Raw genomic sequence first — 20,548 nt, forward strand, 5'->3', positions numbered from 1 at the left:
AAGCAAAGCAAATGATAATAGCAGGTGAGTCTTGGGATAAAATAATGGAAGAAACAAATCCTAAATTCTAAAGATATTATTAGGGTTATTTTATTAGAATTCTAGATAAAGTTTGAAAGTGGGTTTTTTATAATCCACTTTTTGTTTTAGCATAAAAGAATATTGTTTTAATATAAACTAGTATGGGGGTTCCATAAGCCTCGCTTCCACTATGAAACATACGATAATACAGAAATATGTTGTCGTGTTTTGTATTTTTTACAAAATTTATAATTACATAAATGACTAAATATGGTAAACTAAAGAAGAATTATAGTAGATTTGGAGGGGGAAGTAGTTTATGGATGGAAAAGGTTTTGAACTACAATCAGATGAGATAGAATTAATATTAAAAAATCATCTTAAAATAGAATCAAAGGTAATGTCTATAGAGACATTATTGGGAAATGTTAGGATGAGGAATAAAATAGTTTATGATCCATATTATCAAAGAAATTATGTATGGGATAATGATAAAGCTACGTACTTTGTTGAAAGCATATTATTGGGAACAGAAATTCCACCTTTAGTTTTCTTTAAGACCGATCAAGGCAAAATTGAAGTAATAGATGGAAGACAAAGATATGAAACATTAAGTAAGTTTTTAGGTGGCAATTTATCCTTAACTAAAAAAGGATTGACCAACTTAAAATCATTGCATAAGAAAAAATATGCTGACTTAGAACCTAAAATACAGGATATATATTTGGATACTAAAATAAGAATAATAGAATTTAGTATAGTTAACGAGCCTAAGTTAACCGATAGACAAGAAGATTTAATTAAGAAAGAGATATTTAGACGATATAATTCAGGAATAACACCATTAACAAGTGTTGATATTAATAGGGCTATGTATAATAATGATAATATTACAAATTTTTTTAAAAATAAAATAAGAGATGATGAGGCATTATATCAAAAATTAATAGGATTGTTTTTTAATTCAAATAGTAATAGAAAAGTATCTGTAGATACTATAATGCATAAAATAAGACAGATTTTAGTTTTATATAAAATTCCGGTTAAGTACTATTCGAGGTCAAGTAATAGGCAATTTGTAATAGAAAGTTTTTATGAAATACTTATGAATGAAACTGAAGATCCATCAATAATATATAATGATTTTATACAAAAAATAGAACTGTTAATAAAATTAAAGGGAATATTTCACAAATATGAAATTGAGTATAATAAACTTATATCTGAGTGCTTAATTTGGGCATTATATATATGTGATGTAGAAAATATAGATATTCCTGAGTTTAAAGAAGACGAACAATTTTATAATGAATTTTTAATATATGTTAAACAAGATTTGAATAAATTCTCTAATCTTGAAAGTCATTTTTATAAGAGTTATGAGCCAAGATATGAGTATATATTAAAATTTGTAGAGAATAAATTCAATAAGAATCTAAGAGATACATATATAACAAGTCATGGGGATATAGTTAAGAATAGGAAAAATGTTGATTCAGATATAAATATAACAAAACAACTAGATGAATTAAAGGAATTAAGAATAGATAAGGCAGAACCTTCAAGTACCACAATAGAAGATTTGAGTTCTCAAATGTTAAGAAAAAGATTTCTGGTAAGACCCTCATATCAGAGAGAAGAAGTTATAAATTTAGTTAAATCATCATCTATAATAGAAAGCATTCTTTTGGATATAAAGCTTCCTCCAATATTTATATTTAAAAGGAAGGATGGGGTAAGTGAAGTAATAGATGGACAACAAAGATTATTAACGATATTAGGATATATGGGAGTAGGATTTTGTGATGAAAGAGGAAATAGTATTTATTCTAAGAAAAATCAATTTAAATTAAAAGATTTAAGAGTATTAGATGAACTAAATGGATCAAGATTTGAGTCATTAGATTCTAAATTGCAGGATAAAATATATGATTTTAACTTGTCAGTAGTTACAATAGATGAAGAAAGAAATCCTAATTTCAATCCAATAGATTTATTTATAAGATTAAACAATAAACCTTATCCTGTAAGAGAAAATACATTTGAAATGTGGAATTCTTATATTGATAAAGAAATAATAACTAAAATAAGAACTAATGTAAATAAAAATGAAGAGTGGATGTACTTTAGAAAAAACAATAGTAGAATGATAAATGAAGAAATGTATACAATCTTGTCATATTTAAGTTATAAGAATAATTATGAAAATATTAAAGAAAAAGATATATTTGATATTTACCAAAAAGGGCAAAGAATTAATTTCAGAATACAAAATAAAAAAGACTTAACAAAAATCTTAGAATCAGCTTCAAAAGAAAATTATAGTAAGAATCGTTTTTTAGCTAGTATAAAAAATGTTGAATCATTTATTAAAAAGTTAAGATTAATTTTAGTAACAGAAAATATAAGTAATGATAATATTAATGACTATCTTAAAAATGAGTTAAATCTAATTTTTAAAGTAAAGGCTAATTCTACAAGAAGAAGTTTACAAGATTTCTATGCATTATGGTATATTATACAGCCATTAAATATGGAAATGATAAGAATAAATAGAGAAATAATAAAAGAAGAATTACAAATTATTTTTACATTTATGAAAGAAATCCCTGAAAATTCATTAAGTGATTTTCTAAATAGAGTTAATGAATTCAATGAAAAATATAGAATAAATCAAAGAAAACTAAAACTTCCGGTAGAGAAAGCTGAAGAAATAATTAAAAAGCAAAATTTCACATGTCCAATATGTAAAGGAAAGTTGTATATTGGGGATATTACTAATAATGATCATATAGTTGCACTTGCAATAGGTGGAGATGATGAAATCGAAAATATACAAGTTACTCACGAAAGCTGTAATCATGAAAAAGGTTGCAAACAATTAGAAGTGATATAGTAATATATTTTAAGGAGCTATTAGTAATAGCTTCTTTTTATAATAAAGATAAGTTATAAGAATATATTATTATATTTATAAGATATCTATATTAGATAGACAATATATACCAATAGCTTCGTAAAAATAATATGGTTACAAATAAATGAATAATAAGGAAATATATTAATGAGTGTGTTTTAACAGAGCATGAAGAAAGAATATTTAATGATAAATCTATACCATTATTAGTTGAAGGTATTAATGAAAATCTAAAGATTTAGAGTAAATAGGATAAGGATAAAAGAGCAGTTTTTCAAAAAGAATTTAAAGATATCAAAAAACAAATTGGTAATATTGTAATGGCAATAACAAATGGATTTATCCAAGAAGAGTTTAAGGTTAAGATGGAAGAATTAAAGGAACGAAAAGTTTACTTAGAAGCAAATCAATCAGTTACTAAAGTTACAGAAGAGGATATAAGAGGGCTTTTAACTGGGTTAAAGGAATATGTAGTAACTAAGAATATCCCAGAGTGCAAAAATTTCATACAGGACTTTGTTAAAGATGTTGTAGTATATAAGACCCACGTTGAAGTAGTATTCAACGTGGGTTTTAATATTGTTAAAACAAAACAAGTTATAAATATTAATAGAGAAGAATTTTTCAAATGTTATTTAGTTTAAATATTTAAATAAAATGTAATTGGTGTTATTATGTAAATATAGATGAAATAGGGGGAAGGGTATGAAGTTATTATATGATGTTGAGAATTTTGGAGCTATTGATGCAGATACTGATGAATTACTTTTAGAATGTTTTGAAAATCATAATGCTTATTTAGATTTGGTGAATTTTAAGAAATTTTTAATAGTAGGGAAAAAGGGAAGTGGAAAGACTGCTATATATAAAAAAATTATGTCAGAAAAAGAACATGATGTTTTTTGTGTGGGACATAGTTTTTCTGATTATCCTTGGCATCATCATGATAAGCAATCAAGAATAGGTGTTCCAAGTCACGATAGATTTATTCAAAGTTGGAAGTACTTGATTCTTATGTCAATATCAAAGGTAATATTAAATAATGATAATAGTGTGCCTTTTGATGATGAGTCAAGGGAAAGTTATAGTGTTATAGAAAATTTTATATATGACACTTATGGTACAACTAAGCCAGATGTATCTCAAATATTTTTACCGCAAAAGAAGATAAAATTAAAATCATTTTTAGGATTTGAGAAAGGTGGGGTTAAAATATCATCTCCTTTTGAAATAGTATCAATGGATAATTTACCACAGGTAATATCAGAGGTTAATATTAACTTAATGAACCATGTATTTAATTGTCTAAATGATAAAAATAAATATTATGTTTGCTTCGATGAATTAGATTTAGGATTTGATCCAAATGATGTAAATTATATAGATAGGCTAATAGGTTTAATAAGAGCAAGTAAAGATATAAATAATAAGGCTAAAGAAAAGGGAAAGAAATTATTTGTATGTATATTTTTAAGAGATGATATTTATGACAAATTAAAGTTTGAAGATAAAAACAAGATAACAGAGAATTATCTCTCTAGAATAGAATGGGACACTAATAGAACAAAGAAGACTTTAAAGAAGGTAATGGAGAATAGATTTACTAAGGTTCTGGGTGATACAGAAATGGAATCAGTTGTTTGGGAAGATATATTTGATGAGAAACAAAATATAAATGGAAAACAACAAAAATATAAATATATATTAGACCTAACATTCAATAGACCAAGAGACATAATAAAATTTTGTAATATAATTTTGCAAGAATATAAAGATAGGTTAGATGAGAGCGGTGATTCTTCAAATAAAATTATTAATTCAGATATTATTAATGGTAAAATAAATTATAGTGAATACTTTTTAGAAGAATTAGATGATGAAATACACAAACATATTCCAGAATATGAAAAATATTTGGAGATATTTAAAGCATTAGGTGTAGCTCAATTTACATCAGAAGAATTTATTAAGGTTTATGAAGATAAAAGAGAGCAGTATTGCTATACAAAAAATCCAAATGAAGTACTGCAATTATTATTTGATTTTTCCGTAATAGGTTACTATAAAGCTGGTGGAGTTGGTGGTGGTTCTAATTATATATATATGTATAAGAAACCTAAGGCAATTTTTGACTCAAGTGCTAGACTAGTTGTTCATCCAGGTTTAGTAGATGTACTAGGTATAAAAAAACATTCTAAGGAGAGTAATTAAAAATAATTAATTATATAAAAAGCTATTAGATAAGATAGGCGGTGTTATTTTGGAGAAGTATAGTGAACTAAAAAAAGACAGTAGTGATTATTTAAATACAGGAGTTAAGAGTATTGTTGGATTAATTCCAGGGGTTGGAGGATTAGCGGCAGAAGTATTTTCAGAAGTAATTACACCATCATTAGAACGTAGAAGAGAAGCATGGTTAGATAATTTATCAATAATTTTAAATGAACTAAATGAAAAAGTAGAGAATTTTAGTATAGATAATTTAATAAGTAATGAGAAGTTTGTTACTTGTTTAATTGAAGCTAGTCAGTTAGCTATAAAGAATCATCAAGAAGAAAAATTAAAATGTTTAAAAAATGCAATAGTAAATACAATTATATTTGATATATCAGATGATAAATCAAAAATGTTTTTAAATTTAGTAGATGAGCTAAGTTGTATGCAGATAAGTATACTAAAATTTTTAGATGATCCGAATGAATACTATATTAGAAATGGAATGGAAAGAAAGTCATATTATATGGGGAGTCCAAGTATATTACTATTAGAAGCATATCCGATGCTGAATGATGATAAAGAATATATGAATAAATTAGTTAAAGATATTTATTCTAATGGATTAATAAATATAGAGTCTTTAAATACCTCTATGACAGAATCAGGTATGTATGCATCTAGAACTACTAAGTTTGGTAAAGAATTTATAAGTTTTATATCGAGACAAGCTATATAATATCAGAAGTCGAGGATATTAATGGTCACCCTTCACTCCCACAATAAAACAATAAAATTAACTTTACTAAATATAAGAATTCTATAAATATATGATTTTTATTTAAAAAGGAAGATTATAGAAAATGTTGAATTGTATATATAATTAGAATGAATATATTAGTAAATTTTATTTCAACAGAGGGCGTATGCTACATGGGAGAAAGATATAAACTTGAAGAGAAAAGTAGAGAAATTCATTTAATTAAAGAAGTGCTAATTTCTAATCATGATTGTGGAGAGTTACACAAAATTATTGACAGACTTAAAAAAAGAAAAGTTATGACTTATATTAAATTATAGCCATAACTTTTAATTTTATTTAAATGTATTTTGGTTACGCTAGTAAAAACTATAACGCCTGCTATACTTATAATAAACCTTTTTAAGTTCAATCAAATTTCAATTAATTTATATTTCCCTACAATTAATAACATAGTTTGCAAATCTGCCACCAGTAGATACTATGCATTTACATAATACATTATCTATTTTAACAATAGGCTCTGAGCTTTCTTATAGTTCAGTTATTTTAAGTGCATAAACTAACATTCCTGTAAGGTCATAATAGTAACTTATTTCAGCTTTATTTAAAACACCATTAATTTTAACTATAGCTGGTAAATCTTTTTCAATATACTCTAATGAAATATTACTAGTACTACAGTGACTTTCTAGAATTTTAAAAAAATCTTCATTTGTTTTTGGTTTGCTTTTTAAATCTATTACTAATGCTCTATTTTTAAATAATGTAACACCATTTAACTCTTTGGCAACTTTACTAAGTGATATATAATCAATAAGCCAAAGAATAAATATCACTATTATATTTACTGATACTATACAACGAATATATGCTGGGATAAAACCTGCTAAAACTGTTACTACAGTAAAAATTATAAAAATCCAATAAACTGATTCTATTCCTTTTATGCCACTAGTATTTTTTCTAGGTGGTAAGTTATGAAGATATTTAATAGCTATTCCAATTAGAATATAGATAATTAAAATAGGTATAAAGTATTGAAATGTTTTTAATGTATTTTCAATATCATTAGTAAACCTTAGAGTTAAAATTGAGCTTATAAGCAAGGTAAAACCTATACTAATTCCTTTCACTATATTTTCCTTCATTATATTATAAACCTCCTTTTATACGATTTCTTACTTCTTTTAAATATTTTCTTGAAATATAAGTTGTTTTTGAATTTATTAATTTAGCTTCCATTAGCCCATTAAGTAATGGCTTATACATTGATACTTTTTCTAAGTTTAATATAGTTGACTTTGAAATTCTTATAAACTTAGATGGTAATATTTTTTCTAATTCGTAAAGTCGATTTTTTGATTCATAGGTTTGTTTATTTGTATGAATTAATAAAGTATCTTTATTTGTTTCAACATAAAATATATCATTACTTTGTATCTTAAAAAGCTGATCATTTTTATAACATGATAATTTGATGCTTTTGTATTCCTCATTTTCTATATAATCAATAAGTGTATTAATTGAGTTAGTTCTTTCATGTATATATATAGATGCAAATTCCTCTTTATCATGTCCTATCTCTTCAACTAATACTTTCATAATATCCTCCTAGCTCTGTATTTAAAAATAACGCTCGTTTATTTTAATTAATTATCTCTTTAATGTAATAATATAATACTATTCATTTATTTTCCATATTTAACAGGTCAGTGGCAGATATTATTAGGTAAGTGGCATTTCTGGAGTTATTAAAAATCTATTAATTGGTTATTATAAGATGTATTTAGGAATCAAGTTGAGTTTACTAGCAAAAGTAAGATTCCTAGACTTGATAAATATAAGTTAAACTTATTTATCTTTTATATGTAATAATTAATTTAAGTTTTACAAATAATATAAAAGAAAATATTATTTGGAGGAATACTATGAGTAAAGAAACTGAAAATCAAGTTTATGAAAAAGCAAAGCAAATGATAATAGCAGGTGAGTCTTGGGATAAAATAATGGAAGAAACAAGACTAAGACAAAAGGATTTAAAAAGAATACAGATGGAAGAGATAAATCCTAAATTCTAAAGAGATTAGAAGAGGGTTTAGTCGAAATTCTAGATAAAGTTTGAAAGTGGGTTTTTTATAATCCACTTTTTTGTTTTAGTATAAATTAGTATGGAGGCTCTATATGCCTCGCCGCCACCATGAAATCCTCGAAAATGCAGAAAAAGTGTTTTCGATGGTTATTATTTTAGAATTAAGAATAATGAACCATACCATAAGTAAATGAGGTTTTAGGATTAGCCATTGATTTTACTTGGTTAAGGCTATTTTTACGACTGAAAATACCGTATCATAAGTAATGTTATATTTACAAAATATGTTATAATAAAAGAGGTAAGAAATATTTTAAGCATAAAATAAATATGAAAATGCTGTTTAAAGAAGCTTGTATTTTCTATTATCAATGTTATTACTGAAGGTTATCATTTTTGTTAATATTTTTTATAAATGGAAGTAAAATTCTTAGGAAAATGGAATCATTAGTAGATATGTAAAAAGTATTTGGGGGAGTGGGATTAAAATGATAATTAAAAAATCTTTGATAAATAAAAGTATTGAGTATATTTTACAGCATATAGATGAGGATATTTATATTGAAGATGTTGCTAATCACTGTAATTTTTCAAAATATCATTTTAGCAGAATGTTTAAAGAAGAAACAGGAGTAAGTATTTATTCTTTTATCAAACGTATAAAAATGGATCAAAGTGCAGTAAGTCTTAAGGTTGAAAAAGATAAAACTATTACTGATATTGGAGTTAATTATGGATACAGTTCTTCGAATTATAGTTCAGCCTTTAGTAAGCAGTATAGTATTTGTCCAGTGGAATTTAGAAAGGCTATGAATTCAACAGGTGTCGCTAATCCATTTTGTCCTAGTGAATATAATACTTTTAAGTCTTTTGAATATTATGATGAGAATATTATTATACAAAATCTAACTGATTTTAAAGTGATTTATGAAAGATATATCGGAAATTATAGTGATATAGGGGTTAATTGGGATAGTTTTATGAAACGGTACAAAGCCTATATTAAATCAGATACACTTTTGATTGAAAAATCTTATGATGATCCAGCTATTACCCAATTAGACAAATGTATATATGATTTATGCATCACTGTTGGTAAAGATGTAGAGTTAGAAAATGTTACAATGATAAAAGGCGGTAAATTTGCAGTTTATCGTTTTAATGGATTTATACATGATATTTTTGTGACATTCCAAGGAGTTTTTAACATTTGGCTTCCACTTAGTGGATACAAAAGGGATGAAAGATATGGATTAGGTATTTACCACAATATTGATAGAAAAAATAATCATGTTGCTATGGATTTATGTATTGCTATTAAATAGAGCAAGAATTCAGAAGTAAAAAAGTAAGCTTTCCTTTATTATGAAAATAGTGACAAAGCTATCACTAGATAAAGTTAGGAAGAGGGGGATCTTATGTTTGATATAAGGAAAATCCAAGAGCATGTTATTTATGAAGCTGTAAAAAATGAGAGCAATGAAGATATTGCAAGGGAAGTTGTATATGGAAAAGAAGAAAGTGGTAAATCAGAGGATAATGCTATATGGGTAAATTCTACAATGAAGAGATTAGAAAACAAATTTGATAAGGTAACTACTAAGAAGATTAGAATGAAGTGCCAGTGTGGATATGGAATGGATAAGAAATTAGAATTAGTAAAAGAACTAATGGAATTATCATCAAGTTTAGAAGAGTTTGGAAATTTACAGAAAGCAAAAGATGCAGGGTTATTTTATGAAAATGGAGATCTTTATTTACAATTTAATTTTTGTCCATGTCCGATGCTTGCAGATGTAGATAGGCTAGATTCTGATGCATGGTGTCAATGTACTACTGGGTATAGTAAAGTATTATTTGAAAAAGCTTTTCAGTGTAAAGTTGATGTGGAACTATTAAAAAGTATAAAAATGGGTGATGAAAGATGCCTTATGAAAATAATTCCACAAGGGGTTATATGGTAATATGGAGAAACCTCACTTAAGTAAGATACGGAGAGCCGTATCATAAGTAAATGAGGTTTTTAGCCTTAGGTATTGATATAACTTGCCTAAGGCTGTTTTTATAGGTGAAAATACCATATCATAAGTAATGATTAAATTTCAAAATAAACAATATTTTACTTAAAATGCTAATTTTTTTTAGATGCAGTTGATGTATGAGTACAATTAGTGGAAGTGGAGTATCAGTCTAAGATGGCTTCTTATTATAATCCGAGTAAATAATATGATTATTAAATATTTTTGAGAATATATGTTTTGCTGAACAATGCATCCTTTTATTTCTAGTGAGGTAAAAATTAAACAAGAATTTTTAAAAAAGTAGAAATTTCTTAGAAATTAGCTATCTGTATTTGAAGGATTTCAAAGTTATATGTAGAATATTGGTATTATAGGAATTGATATGAATATTTGATGGGATTTATAATATTGAACTGAGGAAAATTTCAGAAGACATGATTTCTAGACATTTAAAATAATTAAAGATTAGGGGTTTTTAAAGAGTGGTTTAAGAATAGCTAGTATAAAAGGTGAATTATATTTTTCTCGCAATATAAATAAGGATAGAAATAACAACAATATAAAGGAGTAAGTTATGCATATTTCACAAGTTAAAATTAAAGGTTTTAGAAATTACAAAAATGATAGCATTAATTTCAATGAGAAAACATTAATCATTGGACAAAATGATATTGGAAAATCTAATCTGCTTTATGCGTTGAGACTATTGTTAGATAAGAATATTTCTGACTCGGATTTAGAACTTGATGAATCTGATTTTTATGTCTACGAAGAAACAAATGAGATAATTATTCAAATTAGGTTTTCAAATATAGTAGAAGCATGTGTCATTGAAAAATTCAAGGGATATGTTCATGACTCTGGTGAGTTGATTATATGCCTAAAAGCAGAACGAGACAGTACCGGTAAGATAGAGACAAAATTTTATGCAGGTAAGGATGGAGAAAGTCTGGATGAAATAAGTGGTAGATTTTATATAAAAACTTTAAATATGGAGTATGTAGGTAGTAGTAGAAATCTTGGAAGTTATATAAAAAAGGAAAGAAAAAGATTACTTCAAGATGCAATGAAAATAAGAACTGAAGCAGAAGTGTTGCATGATAATAGTACAATGAATACTATTAAAACAGATATTGTAAATACTAATAATAAAATTAAGTCTTTATCATATATTTTAAAATCTACTGAAAGTGTAAATAATGAACTTTCTAAAATGTCATCTCATCATAAGGAAACTGGTATTAATTTTAATGTTGTTACAAACTCTGCTGAAGATATACTTAACAACTTGGAGCTTGTTTCGAAGGTAAACGAAAAAGATTTAATCGTTGGAGGGTATGGAAGGAATAATCAGATATTTATTTCATTATGGACAAGAAAAAATCAAATTGAAGAAGAAATACCAACTTCGGTCACAATATATTGTATTGAAGAACCAGAAGCACATTTACACCCACATCAGCAAAGAAAACTTGCACGATATTTAATAAATGAACTGAAGGGACAAGTTATACTTTCGTCGCACTCACCTCAAATAGCCTCTGAGTTTGAGCCTAAATCAATTATAAGGCTTTATGATGAGAATGGTTCTACCCGTTCAGCGAATAATGGATGTTCAGCTGCAATTGAAGATGCCTTTGATGTATTCTCATATAGGTTAAACATTATTCCAGCTGAAGCTTTCTTCAGTAAAGTCGTTTTGCTAGTTGAAGGGCCTTCAGAAGAACTTTTCTATAAGGCTTTAGCAAATTCACTTGGAATTGATTTGGATAGATTCAATATTAGTATTTTAAAAGTAGATGGTATAGGATTCAAAGTTTATATATCTGTTCTTAAAGCATTAGGAATTAAATATGTAATTAGGACTGATAATGACATCTTTAAGAATTCAAATGGTGTCGGATATAGATGCGCTGGGATACAAAGATGTATAGATATATACAGTACATACTTCGAATCAATACCAGAGATAGAAGTGTTGTTGACAAAACAAGAAGCTATCAAGAAATTAAAAAGATATAGTATTCCTAAGAAAGTTCAGAATTTAGTAAATAAATTTCAAAATCAATTTGAAAATATAGGATTATTCCTAGCAAATGTAGACCTTGAAAATGATATGTATACATCGGCAATTAAAAATGAGTTAGAGTTGTTCTATGAACGTAATACCCAGGTGGAAGTAGTGAAAAAGATGACAGAGAATAAGGCTTTAACAATGTATTCTTTCTTGAAGGAACATTGGGGTACACTTTCAAAGTTAAAAGGTGATGATTTAGCAAAACCACTACTTAGATGTGTTCAATTAGTAGGTGAGAGCGTTGACTAGGATACGAGAGAAAAAGGAGCCTACTCAGCAACAAAATGAAATTATTCAATATGAAGGAAACTTGGTAGTGCTAGCAAAACCGGGTAGTGGAAAAACATTTACTATTTCTCAAAAGATTAGACTAATACTTGAAAGAAGTTTAGAATTTCAAGGAGTTATAGCAATTTCCTTTACAAATAAGGCCAGTAAAGAGCTGAAGAATAGAGTGCTAAATGGTGGGGTAGATAAAAAAGGATCATTTTTCGATACTATGACAACATTTTACTTGATGGAAATTATATATCCATTCGGTTCTCATATATTTGGCAAGGCTTCAAATGATTTTAAAGTATGTAGTAAGGATGCTACAGAATTAGAGGTTATTAATTTTAGAGAACATAATACTAACTTGAACTATGATTCCCCACCAATTGATATTATTTTAAAACTTGGTGAATTATATAAAAAAGGACTTATTCTGATAGAGGCAATAGATGCACTTGCAGTTTTTATATTTGATAATTGTTACGCTTGTAGAAGATATCTTAAATATAAATATACTCATATATTTATAGATGAGTATCAGGATTGTGGGTACATGCAGAATGAACTTTTTAAAAGACTAGTAAATGAAGGGTTGGTTGGTGTAGCGGTAGGAGATAAAGATCAATCAATATATGGATTTTCCGGTAAAAGTTCTGAATATCTAATAGCTCTAGCTTCAGATAGAAGGTTCAGGCCGTATTATTTGGATAAAAATTTTCGATGCCATCAATCTATATCAGATTATTCGTTAAGATTACTGAATTCTGACTATCAGGTTAATACAAGTGTTGAAAAAAGAGTAGTACGTTTAAGGGTACAGGGAAAAGAGCAACAGATAGCAGAGTTTATTGAAAATAACATTGCAATGTTTAAAACCAGATTTGGAATTCAAGATAATAACAAGTTTGCTATTTTAGTTAAGAATAATAAAACAGGAGAAAATATTTCTAAGGCATTAAGTATAAAGCATAAGCTATTTAAGCGCACAGCAATTGATGAAGATTCCAGTCTTTGGTCAGGTGTTTTTAAGAATATTATGATGTGTATTCAAGCAGATAACTACAGTTCATATGAGTTTTGCGAAGAATATTTTGATCCGTTCACTGATGAGAAATGCTTTAAAGAGTTATATGGTTTAATTGAAGTTGTAAAAGAAAATTTTAATACTGATATCTCTGTGAAATTAAAATGTTATCAAGATGTAGCTGAGAAAATATACCCGAAGGCGTATAATGAACAAGCATTAAGCAAATTACGTGAAGTACTATCGGATACAACTTCGCTAGATAGTTTTTCCCCTGCTTTAAAAGAGGAAATTCAGATTATGACTTTACATAAATCTAAAGGGCTTGAATTTGCAGTTGTATTTCACTTGGATCTGAATAAGTTCATACTACCAGAGGAAGGAAGCTATGATGGGGTGTGGCAATATAAAGATTATGAACAATGTAAAAATTTGCATTATGTAGGAATCACTAGAGCTGAGGAATTATGTGTTCTGGTCACAAGTACAATTAGAACAAATTCTAGTGGGCAAGAAAAACAGGGTTCACCTTCAGAGTTTTTTCAAATAAATGATTTAGATGATTATAGCCTAAAGTGGCAGGACTTTATAATTCAATAGTAAACTTCTGAAAGATAAATGATAATGGATCTATAGATAAAAATAGTTACTTTGAATACACGACAGGCGTTTTTTATAAATTCTATCATGTGTTGACTAAAATATTTTCTCAATCGCCGATGGTCAAGTTTACTGCTTTAGGTTAAAAGGAGATGATAAGAAAATATGATTTTGTATTTTTCTACAACAGGAAACTGTAAGTATATAGAAAAAAGGATTGCTGATGCTACAAATGATACAATTAGTGCAATTTCAAAGCGTATAAAGGAAGACAATTACAAGATAGAATTACTACTAGGAGAGAAACCTGGTATTATAACACCTATCTATTCATGGCACCTACCGATTATTGTAAGATATTTTCTTAAAAGGTGGAAATAAAAACAAGGGTAAAAATTTATATTTACTTCATCGGAACATTTGTTACCACACCTAGAGATGTTAGGTCAGATGCCACATACTTGGATGCCAATTTTTAGTTTAAGTAATCAGTAAAAGATTGCTGAGTAAAATGCTAAAGCTGAAACAAAGATAGAGAAGATTTAAATATAAAATACAATATCAATAGTTAATGAAGCAATTATCAAAAAAAGGATGGAGATTTAAGGAACCTTTAGATGATTTAATTGTTACACCAAAACCAGTATTATTAAAGAAATCTATAGATATGTTAATAACAAATGATGTTATGAATGAAACCGAGATAGTTAATGAACTAGCTAATTATGGAATGGCTTTGGATACTGATGATATTGAAATGTTGTTATCTTTAGATAAAGGTAGATTAAGAAAGAAGGATAGTAATAATATAGTTATTAATTTAAAGAGAGAGTAATAATTTATAAAATACTCTCTCCAATTTATATAGGAGAATATATGAGAGAAATAGTTAGAGATTATTTATTTAATAAATACGATGAGTTGGAATATAAAAAGAAGTTAACTAGTTTAAAGTTTTACTATAAGTATAATGGGGTAAATATAAATTTATACTTTGATGCATATGATGTGGATAGTCTGTCATTTAGTGTTATTTTAAGTTATGATGGAGAGTATTATTTTACAAGTTTAAACATAATGAATAATACAATAAAAACAGAATATTTAGTTGATATACCATCAAAAATGTTAGGCAAAATATTAGTGAACAACAAGTTAGAGCATTTTTATTTTAAGATGGAAGAGTATATTTTAAATAATGAACCAATAAAAATAAACTATGAGAAGGATAAATTATTTGTTAATACAATTAAATATAAGAAAAAGGGTACTGACCTTCCTTTTTGGCATCATATACGAAAAGTTAGAATGACAGATACAACATTAAACGAGCTAAGTGAGCATGGAGATATATCAAGGAATATATTAATACAAATACAAAATCAAAATTTAACATTAGTTAGAACTGGAGACCCAAGAAAGAGGAATAACTTAACAATGATATTGGGACAATATGATATAAAATTAAAGTAAGTTGTGTATTAAATGAAAATGTAGATAATTTAAATTAAATAAGTAGTATTTTATATGGGGAGATAATTAATGAGGTGTTTAAGTTGTTATAATATAATAAATAATATAGATAATCTACTAATTACTTTTAATCCAGATGAATATGGATTAAGTAAAAACGAATCAAGTAGTATTTTAAAGTGTAATAATTGTGATGAAGATATATTATATGGTGATTATTATTTAGATGAGGAATGTTCGGAGATTGATGATATTCAAGATGATTTATGCTATATAATTACAAAAACTATAGAAAAAAATATTAAAGCATGCTCAACTTGTGGACATGGAAATAACATGAGAGATTTGCAAGCGAGTTTATATATTCATTTTAAAGAAGATGATGAGTGGGAAGAATTATATGATGATTACCATGTGTGTACAGAATTGCAAGAACTTATATGCAATAATAGTGTAATAGATGAAGAATATTATGATTTGATAATAGAAAATATTAGATGTCCTAGCTGTGGAAACGGTGGTGGTGCATATAATAAAGATACTATGTATAATGAAAAATTCAACAAATATTCAGAAGTATATACCAAAAATGATATTGAATTATTTGATAAAAACTTTTATGGAGATTACTCATCAATTAAGCAATACTTAAAATTACTTGATGAAACAATAACTGTAGATGAACTTAAGAAATTCAGGGATGAATATATAGAGAATCCAGTATTTATTTATAATAATGAAGTATTTAAAACTATATATTCAAAATTAAAAGAAGTATATACCAGAAAACAATTTATTTCATTATATCATTCTAAAAGGTTATTTAGAACGAGAGCAAATACAGTTGGAGAATTATTCTCAAAAGAGTTAATGTGGAATCCTCCAAGTGGTAAACCGAATCAAGGAAGATATAATTGTCATGGTAAGTCTGTTTTATATTGTTCTAATAATATAGAGATATTAAGAAAAGAAATTGAAATTAGAGAATGTGAAGAATACAATTTTGCAGTGTTTAGATTACTAAAATCTATTAATGTACTTCCAGTAGATTTGATATTTGATGATTTTGATGGATTTATAAATGATGATTCTGTAGATGATAGCTGTTTAAAAAAGAAATATATAATTACCAATATAGTTCAAATGATATGTGAACAAATCGGATATAATGGAGTGGCATATAAGTCTGTAAAGGATAGTAGATATGTAAATTATGCACTTTTTAATTTAGAAAAAGATATAGATATCGAGGTTATAAAATTATTTAAGGATAGCGATATAAAAAGGAGCAAAATGGAACAAGTAATATATGAGCTAGAGAGAGATAAAAGAAGGAAATAACATCTAATTAGTATTTATAAAAACCTCATTTCAATACGATATGGAGAACCGTATCATAAGTAAATACGAAATTTACTGAAATTTGATAATTAAATTATAGGAACAACTTATATTATTAAAAATTATAATATAGATTATTTTTTGATAAAGATCTCGTAGTATAGCTTTATACTACGGGATTTTTTAATTAGAAAACTTTGTTTGAATATTGAAGAAATTATATGATATATTTAGATGAATTTTTACAACTATAACAAAAAAATATATTAAGGGAACTTTTTGGTATAGATATTTATCTTAATAGTGTAAGGAGGGGAAAAGGATGAGTATTAGCACTAAAGTTTTAAATTTTTATAGCTTTAATAAATCCAAAATAGAAGGGGATACAATTAAGAAGATTGATAAGATAGAATTTATTAAGCTCATTGAAGAGAATAAATTACCGTTATATAGACTTGCAAAGAGTATAGTCAAAAATGAACATGATACACAAGATGCTGTTAGTGAAGCTATAGTAAAGGCTTATGAGAATTTGGAGAGGCTTAAAAGTAGAGATAGTTTTAAATCATGGATTATGAGAATTCTTGTTAATGAATGTTATGCATTACTCAATAGACAAAATAAAATAAAGCTTGAAGAAAATATGACTGTTTATAACATATGTTATGAAGAAAATTCTCCATATGAACTTATGTGTGAGATTGAAAAATTAGAATTAGAATTTCGAACTGTTTTAATACTTTTTTATTATGAAGATATGAGTATAAAGTCCATAAGTGAAGTATTAAGTATTTCTCAGGGGACAGTAAAATCTAGATTAAGTAGGTCTAAAGCTAAACTTAAGACTATATTAGAAGAAAGTGAGGGAGGAATATAAATGGATGATTTTGATAAGCTAATTAAATATAAGATAAAAAACGAAAAATGGGAAACATCAATAGCTTTTGATAATACAATAAAGACTTCCTTAGATAGATTAGAAAATAAAAAAATAAAAAAGATGATACCTAGTAAGATAATAGCTATAGTAGCTATACTTATTGTTGTGAATGTTACAACTGTTTTCGCAATGACACCCCAAGGAAAAGAGATGATAAAAGGGATTGTTGAGTTTTTTAATGGAGAATATGGACAAGGATATATATCGAATAAGGAAAATTTTGATAAATTTAATAAAGCGACAGGCATTACAGTAGAAGATAAAGGGATAAAGGTAACACTTGATAATATTGCAGTTGATGATAATTTTTTAAATACTTTTTATACAATAGAAAGTATAGAACCTATAAAAAAAGTTGAAGAAGATACTCCGTGGACAGCTAAATTTACATCACCATTTTTAATATCAAGTATAAATGGTGATAATAATTATATAGGAAATAATAATGATATAGATGCATATTTTAAGTCTGATAAAATACTAAAAGTAATGAAAAGAGAGAATATTTCTCAAGTTAATCTTAATGACACGTTTGATTTGAGAATAACTTGTGATGAAATATTCGGAGAAAAGGGTAACTGGACAATAGATACTAAAGTTAGTAAAAAAGATGCTAAAGTAGAAACTATTTCAGTTAATCCTAATAAGAAAGCAACTATTAACCTAAATGATTTTAAGCATGATATAAATATTGAGAAGGTTACATTATCACCTTTTGGAAATCAAATAGTTATATCTGAAGAAACTTCTACGGAGAGATTTTTTTCAAGATTTGCATTATATGATGATAAAGGAAATTCACTAGATGTACTTAATACTAGTTTACATGGAAGCTCTTTTGGGAAGGTTACAAATTCTTATGAATTTATAAATTCAAATAAAGATATGCAGTATGTTACATTAGTACCTATAGAGTGGGAAGATAAACATCAAGAAAAAGATAAAATTAAAAATGATTTAAATAGTTTTCCAGTGAGTTTAAATGTAAGTGAAAATGGAAAACTAATGATTCAAGATATGCAATTTGAAAATAATGCATTAAAGATAGACTATAAAAAAGAAGGGGTAGTAGTAGTTGACCCAACGTTTTCTTTTTATGATGAAAATGGAAACGATATTGATTTTGGTCACGTATATTTATCTAGTAAAGTTGATAGACAAAATGGTATATATACTGAAATATTTAAATTTACAAATGAGAACATAGACATATCCAAGATTAAGAAAATAGGTGTCTCTAAGCAAGATGATTTTAAACTACTTAAAAATCAATCAATAAAAATTGATTTAAAATAAGTGTATAAATTAATTAAGAGAAATAGAGCCAATAAAATTTAAAATAAATGATAGTTTAGTGGATTATTTAAGTAAAGAAGAAGGAGTGTCTGTAAAGGGGACTTCTTCTTTCTTATCGCATAAAAGTTCTTATAGAATAAATATTTAAATAGATTGTAAATCAATGAAAATGTAGTTACTTTAAAGAGAAATAAGATAACTACAAATATTAGTAACACCACACTGGAATGTAAATGTAGTTACTCTAAAAGGAAAATAAGGTAACTACAAATATCAGTAGCACCATACTAGAATATAAATAGCATACTTGAAAGTAGCTTGTATAGTAGCTAGTGAATATTAGTAACACCATATTGGAATGTAAATTTTTAAATTATGAAGGTATAGTGTTTTAATATAAACTAGTATGGAGGTTCTATATGCTTCACCTCCACCAAATAAGAAATACATATAGAAAGCTCTTGATTTCAAGGGCTTTTAGTGTTTTTGAAGGAAAGTGAGTGGGGAATTTTTATGTCAATAAAACACAAAACTTATAGTACAGAATTTAAAATTAAGGAATTGATAATAGTATTGCTATTAAAGGCATCGGTGAAATTACTTTAGAAAAGTGGTTATTAGTGTAATAATTTAAAAGTTAACTAATGTAATATATTATAGAACATGGTAGAGCTTATGTAATCATAGGCTCTATCACTTTTTTATGCCAAGGAAACTATATTGATGAAAAAATTTGCGTTTTTAGAATTTAATTAATTTGACATTCAACTTAAAGAATAAAAAATTTTATAGATGATCCCTTGGAATTTATAGTCAATGGAGTATTATATAATTATACTGACTCATATAGTTAAACTAAAGTGGTTATGGTGGTGTTACTATGAATGAAAAATTTTTTGAGTTACCGATAGAGAAGCAAAGGAGCATTATTAATGCAGGTTTTAAAGTGTTTTCTCAGAATGATTATAAAAGATCATCTACTGAAGATATTGCAAGCTATGCAGGTATATCTAAGGGATTGTTATTTTATTATTTTCATAATAAAAAAACTCTATATATGTTTTTATATGAATATGCAACGAAATTAATTACAGAAAATATAGTAGAATCTAATTTTGAAGATATAACTGATTTCTTTGAGTTAATTCAGTATGCAGGATCCAGAAAAGTCCAATTGTTAAAGGAAAGTCCATTTATAGCTGAATTTATAGTTAAATGTTTTTATTCTCAAAAGGAAGATGTTTCTCAGGATTTAAATAATAAGATTGTAGATGTTACAGATATGCTTTATAAACAGTACTTTACTAATATAGATTTAACAAAGTTTAAGGACGATGTTAATCCTAAAGATATAGTAAAAATGCTTACTTGGATGGCAGATGGATATTTACATGAGCTTAATCGTAGAAATTCACATGTAGATTATGATGAGTTTAATAAGGAATATAAAATGTGGTGTAGCATGTTAAAAAAAGTTTCATATAAGGAGGATTTATAAT

At 26.5% G+C, this 20,548-nt stretch carries 19 protein-coding genes; 17 read left to right on the plus strand and 2 right to left on the minus strand.

All coding sequences use genetic code 11. From position 1 onward, the window contains the following. The first annotated feature begins 340 nt into the window (after nucleotides 1-340). From ACYUEX_RS05920 to ACYUEX_RS05940, 5 genes are all read left to right on the plus strand, one after another. Nucleotides 341-2,917 carry a GmrSD restriction endonuclease domain-containing protein gene (locus ACYUEX_RS05920; RefSeq protein ID WP_460287009.1) on the plus strand — a complete coding sequence of 859 codons (2,577 nt, stop codon included), beginning with the start codon at nucleotides 341-343 and terminating at the stop codon, nucleotides 2,915-2,917. 341 nt (nucleotides 2,918-3,258) lie between these two features. Beyond that, nucleotides 3,259-3,582 carry a hypothetical protein gene (locus ACYUEX_RS05925; protein ID WP_460287010.1) on the plus strand — a complete coding sequence of 108 codons (324 nt, stop codon included), beginning with the start codon at nucleotides 3,259-3,261 and terminating at the stop codon, nucleotides 3,580-3,582. Between the two features lie 61 nt (nucleotides 3,583-3,643). Further along, nucleotides 3,644-5,149, plus strand: a complete 1,506-nt coding sequence (locus tag ACYUEX_RS05930; RefSeq protein ID WP_460287011.1) for a P-loop ATPase, Sll1717 family — start codon at nucleotides 3,644-3,646, stop codon at nucleotides 5,147-5,149. Between the two features lie 49 nt (nucleotides 5,150-5,198). Beyond that, nucleotides 5,199-5,891 (plus strand): hypothetical protein, encoded by a 693-nt coding sequence (locus tag ACYUEX_RS05935; RefSeq protein WP_460287012.1) that lies wholly within the window; start codon nucleotides 5,199-5,201, stop codon nucleotides 5,889-5,891. A gap of 149 nt (nucleotides 5,892-6,040) precedes the next feature. Further along, nucleotides 6,041-6,232: a hypothetical protein gene (locus tag ACYUEX_RS05940; RefSeq protein ID WP_460287013.1), complete on the plus strand. Its 192-nt coding sequence runs from the start codon at nucleotides 6,041-6,043 to the stop codon at nucleotides 6,230-6,232. 213 nt (nucleotides 6,233-6,445) lie between these two features. On the opposite strand, the gene ACYUEX_RS05945 is transcribed toward ACYUEX_RS05940, so the two are convergent. Together ACYUEX_RS05945 and ACYUEX_RS05950 are read right to left on the minus strand one after the other, a co-directional pair. Next, nucleotides 6,446-7,063, minus strand: coding sequence for a DUF4318 domain-containing protein (locus tag ACYUEX_RS05945; protein WP_460287014.1), 618 nt, complete (start codon nucleotides 7,061-7,063; stop codon nucleotides 6,446-6,448). Between the two features lie 4 nt (nucleotides 7,064-7,067). Beyond that, nucleotides 7,068-7,517, minus strand: coding sequence for a LytTR family DNA-binding domain-containing protein (locus tag ACYUEX_RS05950; protein ID WP_460287016.1), 450 nt, complete (start codon nucleotides 7,515-7,517; stop codon nucleotides 7,068-7,070). Between the two features lie 326 nt (nucleotides 7,518-7,843). Between ACYUEX_RS05950 and ACYUEX_RS05955 the strand changes: the two genes are divergently transcribed. The 12 genes from ACYUEX_RS05955 to ACYUEX_RS06010 all read left to right on the plus strand — a co-directional run bounded on the left by ACYUEX_RS05955 (nucleotide 7,844) and on the right by ACYUEX_RS06010 (nucleotide 20,547). Then, nucleotides 7,844-7,993 (plus strand): hypothetical protein, encoded by a 150-nt coding sequence (locus ACYUEX_RS05955; RefSeq protein WP_460287018.1) that lies wholly within the window; start codon nucleotides 7,844-7,846, stop codon nucleotides 7,991-7,993. A gap of 499 nt (nucleotides 7,994-8,492) precedes the next feature. Next, complete coding sequence (locus ACYUEX_RS05960) at nucleotides 8,493-9,329, plus strand: AraC family transcriptional regulator (RefSeq protein ID WP_460287019.1); 837 nt, start codon at nucleotides 8,493-8,495, stop codon at nucleotides 9,327-9,329. A gap of 93 nt (nucleotides 9,330-9,422) precedes the next feature. Beyond that, the gene (locus ACYUEX_RS05965; protein ID WP_460287020.1) at nucleotides 9,423-9,968 is read left to right on the plus strand and encodes a DUF6144 family protein; all 546 of its coding nucleotides are present in this window, start codon (nucleotides 9,423-9,425) and stop codon (nucleotides 9,966-9,968) included. Between the two features lie 631 nt (nucleotides 9,969-10,599). Beyond that, nucleotides 10,600-12,351, plus strand: coding sequence for an ATP-dependent nuclease (locus tag ACYUEX_RS05970; RefSeq protein WP_460287021.1), 1,752 nt, complete (start codon nucleotides 10,600-10,602; stop codon nucleotides 12,349-12,351). Continuing rightward, on the plus strand, nucleotides 12,344-13,999 hold the full coding sequence (locus ACYUEX_RS05975) for a UvrD-helicase domain-containing protein (protein WP_460287022.1): 1,656 nt from the start codon (nucleotides 12,344-12,346) through the stop codon (nucleotides 13,997-13,999). Before ACYUEX_RS05970 ends, ACYUEX_RS05975 begins: the two co-directional genes overlap by 8 nt. Nucleotides 14,000-14,164: 165 nt before the next feature. Then, nucleotides 14,165-14,380: a hypothetical protein gene (locus ACYUEX_RS05980; RefSeq protein WP_460287023.1), complete on the plus strand. Its 216-nt coding sequence runs from the start codon at nucleotides 14,165-14,167 to the stop codon at nucleotides 14,378-14,380. A 190-nt stretch (nucleotides 14,381-14,570) separates the two neighbouring features. Next, nucleotides 14,571-14,834: a hypothetical protein gene (locus ACYUEX_RS05985; RefSeq protein WP_460287024.1), complete on the plus strand. Its 264-nt coding sequence runs from the start codon at nucleotides 14,571-14,573 to the stop codon at nucleotides 14,832-14,834. A gap of 41 nt (nucleotides 14,835-14,875) precedes the next feature. Next, nucleotides 14,876-15,472 carry a hypothetical protein gene (locus ACYUEX_RS05990; RefSeq protein WP_460287025.1) on the plus strand — a complete coding sequence of 199 codons (597 nt, stop codon included), beginning with the start codon at nucleotides 14,876-14,878 and terminating at the stop codon, nucleotides 15,470-15,472. A gap of 69 nt (nucleotides 15,473-15,541) precedes the next feature. Further along, nucleotides 15,542-16,813, plus strand: coding sequence for a hypothetical protein (locus ACYUEX_RS05995; protein WP_460287026.1), 1,272 nt, complete (start codon nucleotides 15,542-15,544; stop codon nucleotides 16,811-16,813). 322 nt (nucleotides 16,814-17,135) lie between these two features. Further along, nucleotides 17,136-17,690 (plus strand): RNA polymerase sigma factor, encoded by a 555-nt coding sequence (locus ACYUEX_RS06000; protein ID WP_460287027.1) that lies wholly within the window; start codon nucleotides 17,136-17,138, stop codon nucleotides 17,688-17,690. After that, nucleotides 17,691-19,049, plus strand: a complete 1,359-nt coding sequence (locus ACYUEX_RS06005) for a DUF4179 domain-containing protein (protein WP_460287028.1) — start codon at nucleotides 17,691-17,693, stop codon at nucleotides 19,047-19,049. It begins immediately after the preceding gene. A gap of 880 nt (nucleotides 19,050-19,929) precedes the next feature. Continuing rightward, a complete protein-coding gene (locus ACYUEX_RS06010; protein WP_460287029.1) occupies nucleotides 19,930-20,547 on the plus strand; it encodes a TetR/AcrR family transcriptional regulator in 618 nt (205 codons plus the stop codon). Nucleotide 20,548 lies beyond the last annotated feature (1 nt).

The sequence above is a fragment of the Clostridium sp. CTA-7 genome (assembly GCF_054768095.1).

Coding starts and splice junctions, on each gene's coding strand:
- ACYUEX_RS05920 (WP_460287009.1), top strand. CDS start 341: ATGGATGGAAAAGGTTTTGAACTACAATCAGATGAGATAGAATTAATA.
- ACYUEX_RS05925 (WP_460287010.1), top strand. CDS start 3,259: ATGGCAATAACAAATGGATTTATCCAAGAAGAGTTTAAGGTTAAGATG.
- ACYUEX_RS05930 (WP_460287011.1), top strand. CDS start 3,644: ATGAAGTTATTATATGATGTTGAGAATTTTGGAGCTATTGATGCAGAT.
- ACYUEX_RS05940 (WP_460287013.1), top strand. CDS start 6,041: ATGAATATATTAGTAAATTTTATTTCAACAGAGGGCGTATGCTACATG.
- ACYUEX_RS05945 (WP_460287014.1), bottom strand. CDS start 7,063: ATGAAGGAAAATATAGTGAAAGGAATTAGTATAGGTTTTACCTTGCTT.
- ACYUEX_RS05950 (WP_460287016.1), bottom strand. CDS start 7,517: ATGAAAGTATTAGTTGAAGAGATAGGACATGATAAAGAGGAATTTGCA.
- ACYUEX_RS05955 (WP_460287018.1), top strand. CDS start 7,844: ATGAGTAAAGAAACTGAAAATCAAGTTTATGAAAAAGCAAAGCAAATG.
- ACYUEX_RS05960 (WP_460287019.1), top strand. CDS start 8,493: ATGATAATTAAAAAATCTTTGATAAATAAAAGTATTGAGTATATTTTA.
- ACYUEX_RS05965 (WP_460287020.1), top strand. CDS start 9,423: ATGTTTGATATAAGGAAAATCCAAGAGCATGTTATTTATGAAGCTGTA.
- ACYUEX_RS05970 (WP_460287021.1), top strand. CDS start 10,600: ATGCATATTTCACAAGTTAAAATTAAAGGTTTTAGAAATTACAAAAAT.
- ACYUEX_RS05980 (WP_460287023.1), top strand. CDS start 14,165: ATGATTTTGTATTTTTCTACAACAGGAAACTGTAAGTATATAGAAAAA.
- ACYUEX_RS05985 (WP_460287024.1), top strand. CDS start 14,571: ATGAAGCAATTATCAAAAAAAGGATGGAGATTTAAGGAACCTTTAGAT.
- ACYUEX_RS05990 (WP_460287025.1), top strand. CDS start 14,876: ATGAGAGAAATAGTTAGAGATTATTTATTTAATAAATACGATGAGTTG.
- ACYUEX_RS05995 (WP_460287026.1), top strand. CDS start 15,542: ATGAGGTGTTTAAGTTGTTATAATATAATAAATAATATAGATAATCTA.
- ACYUEX_RS06000 (WP_460287027.1), top strand. CDS start 17,136: ATGAGTATTAGCACTAAAGTTTTAAATTTTTATAGCTTTAATAAATCC.
- ACYUEX_RS06005 (WP_460287028.1), top strand. CDS start 17,691: ATGGATGATTTTGATAAGCTAATTAAATATAAGATAAAAAACGAAAAA.
- ACYUEX_RS06010 (WP_460287029.1), top strand. CDS start 19,930: ATGAATGAAAAATTTTTTGAGTTACCGATAGAGAAGCAAAGGAGCATT.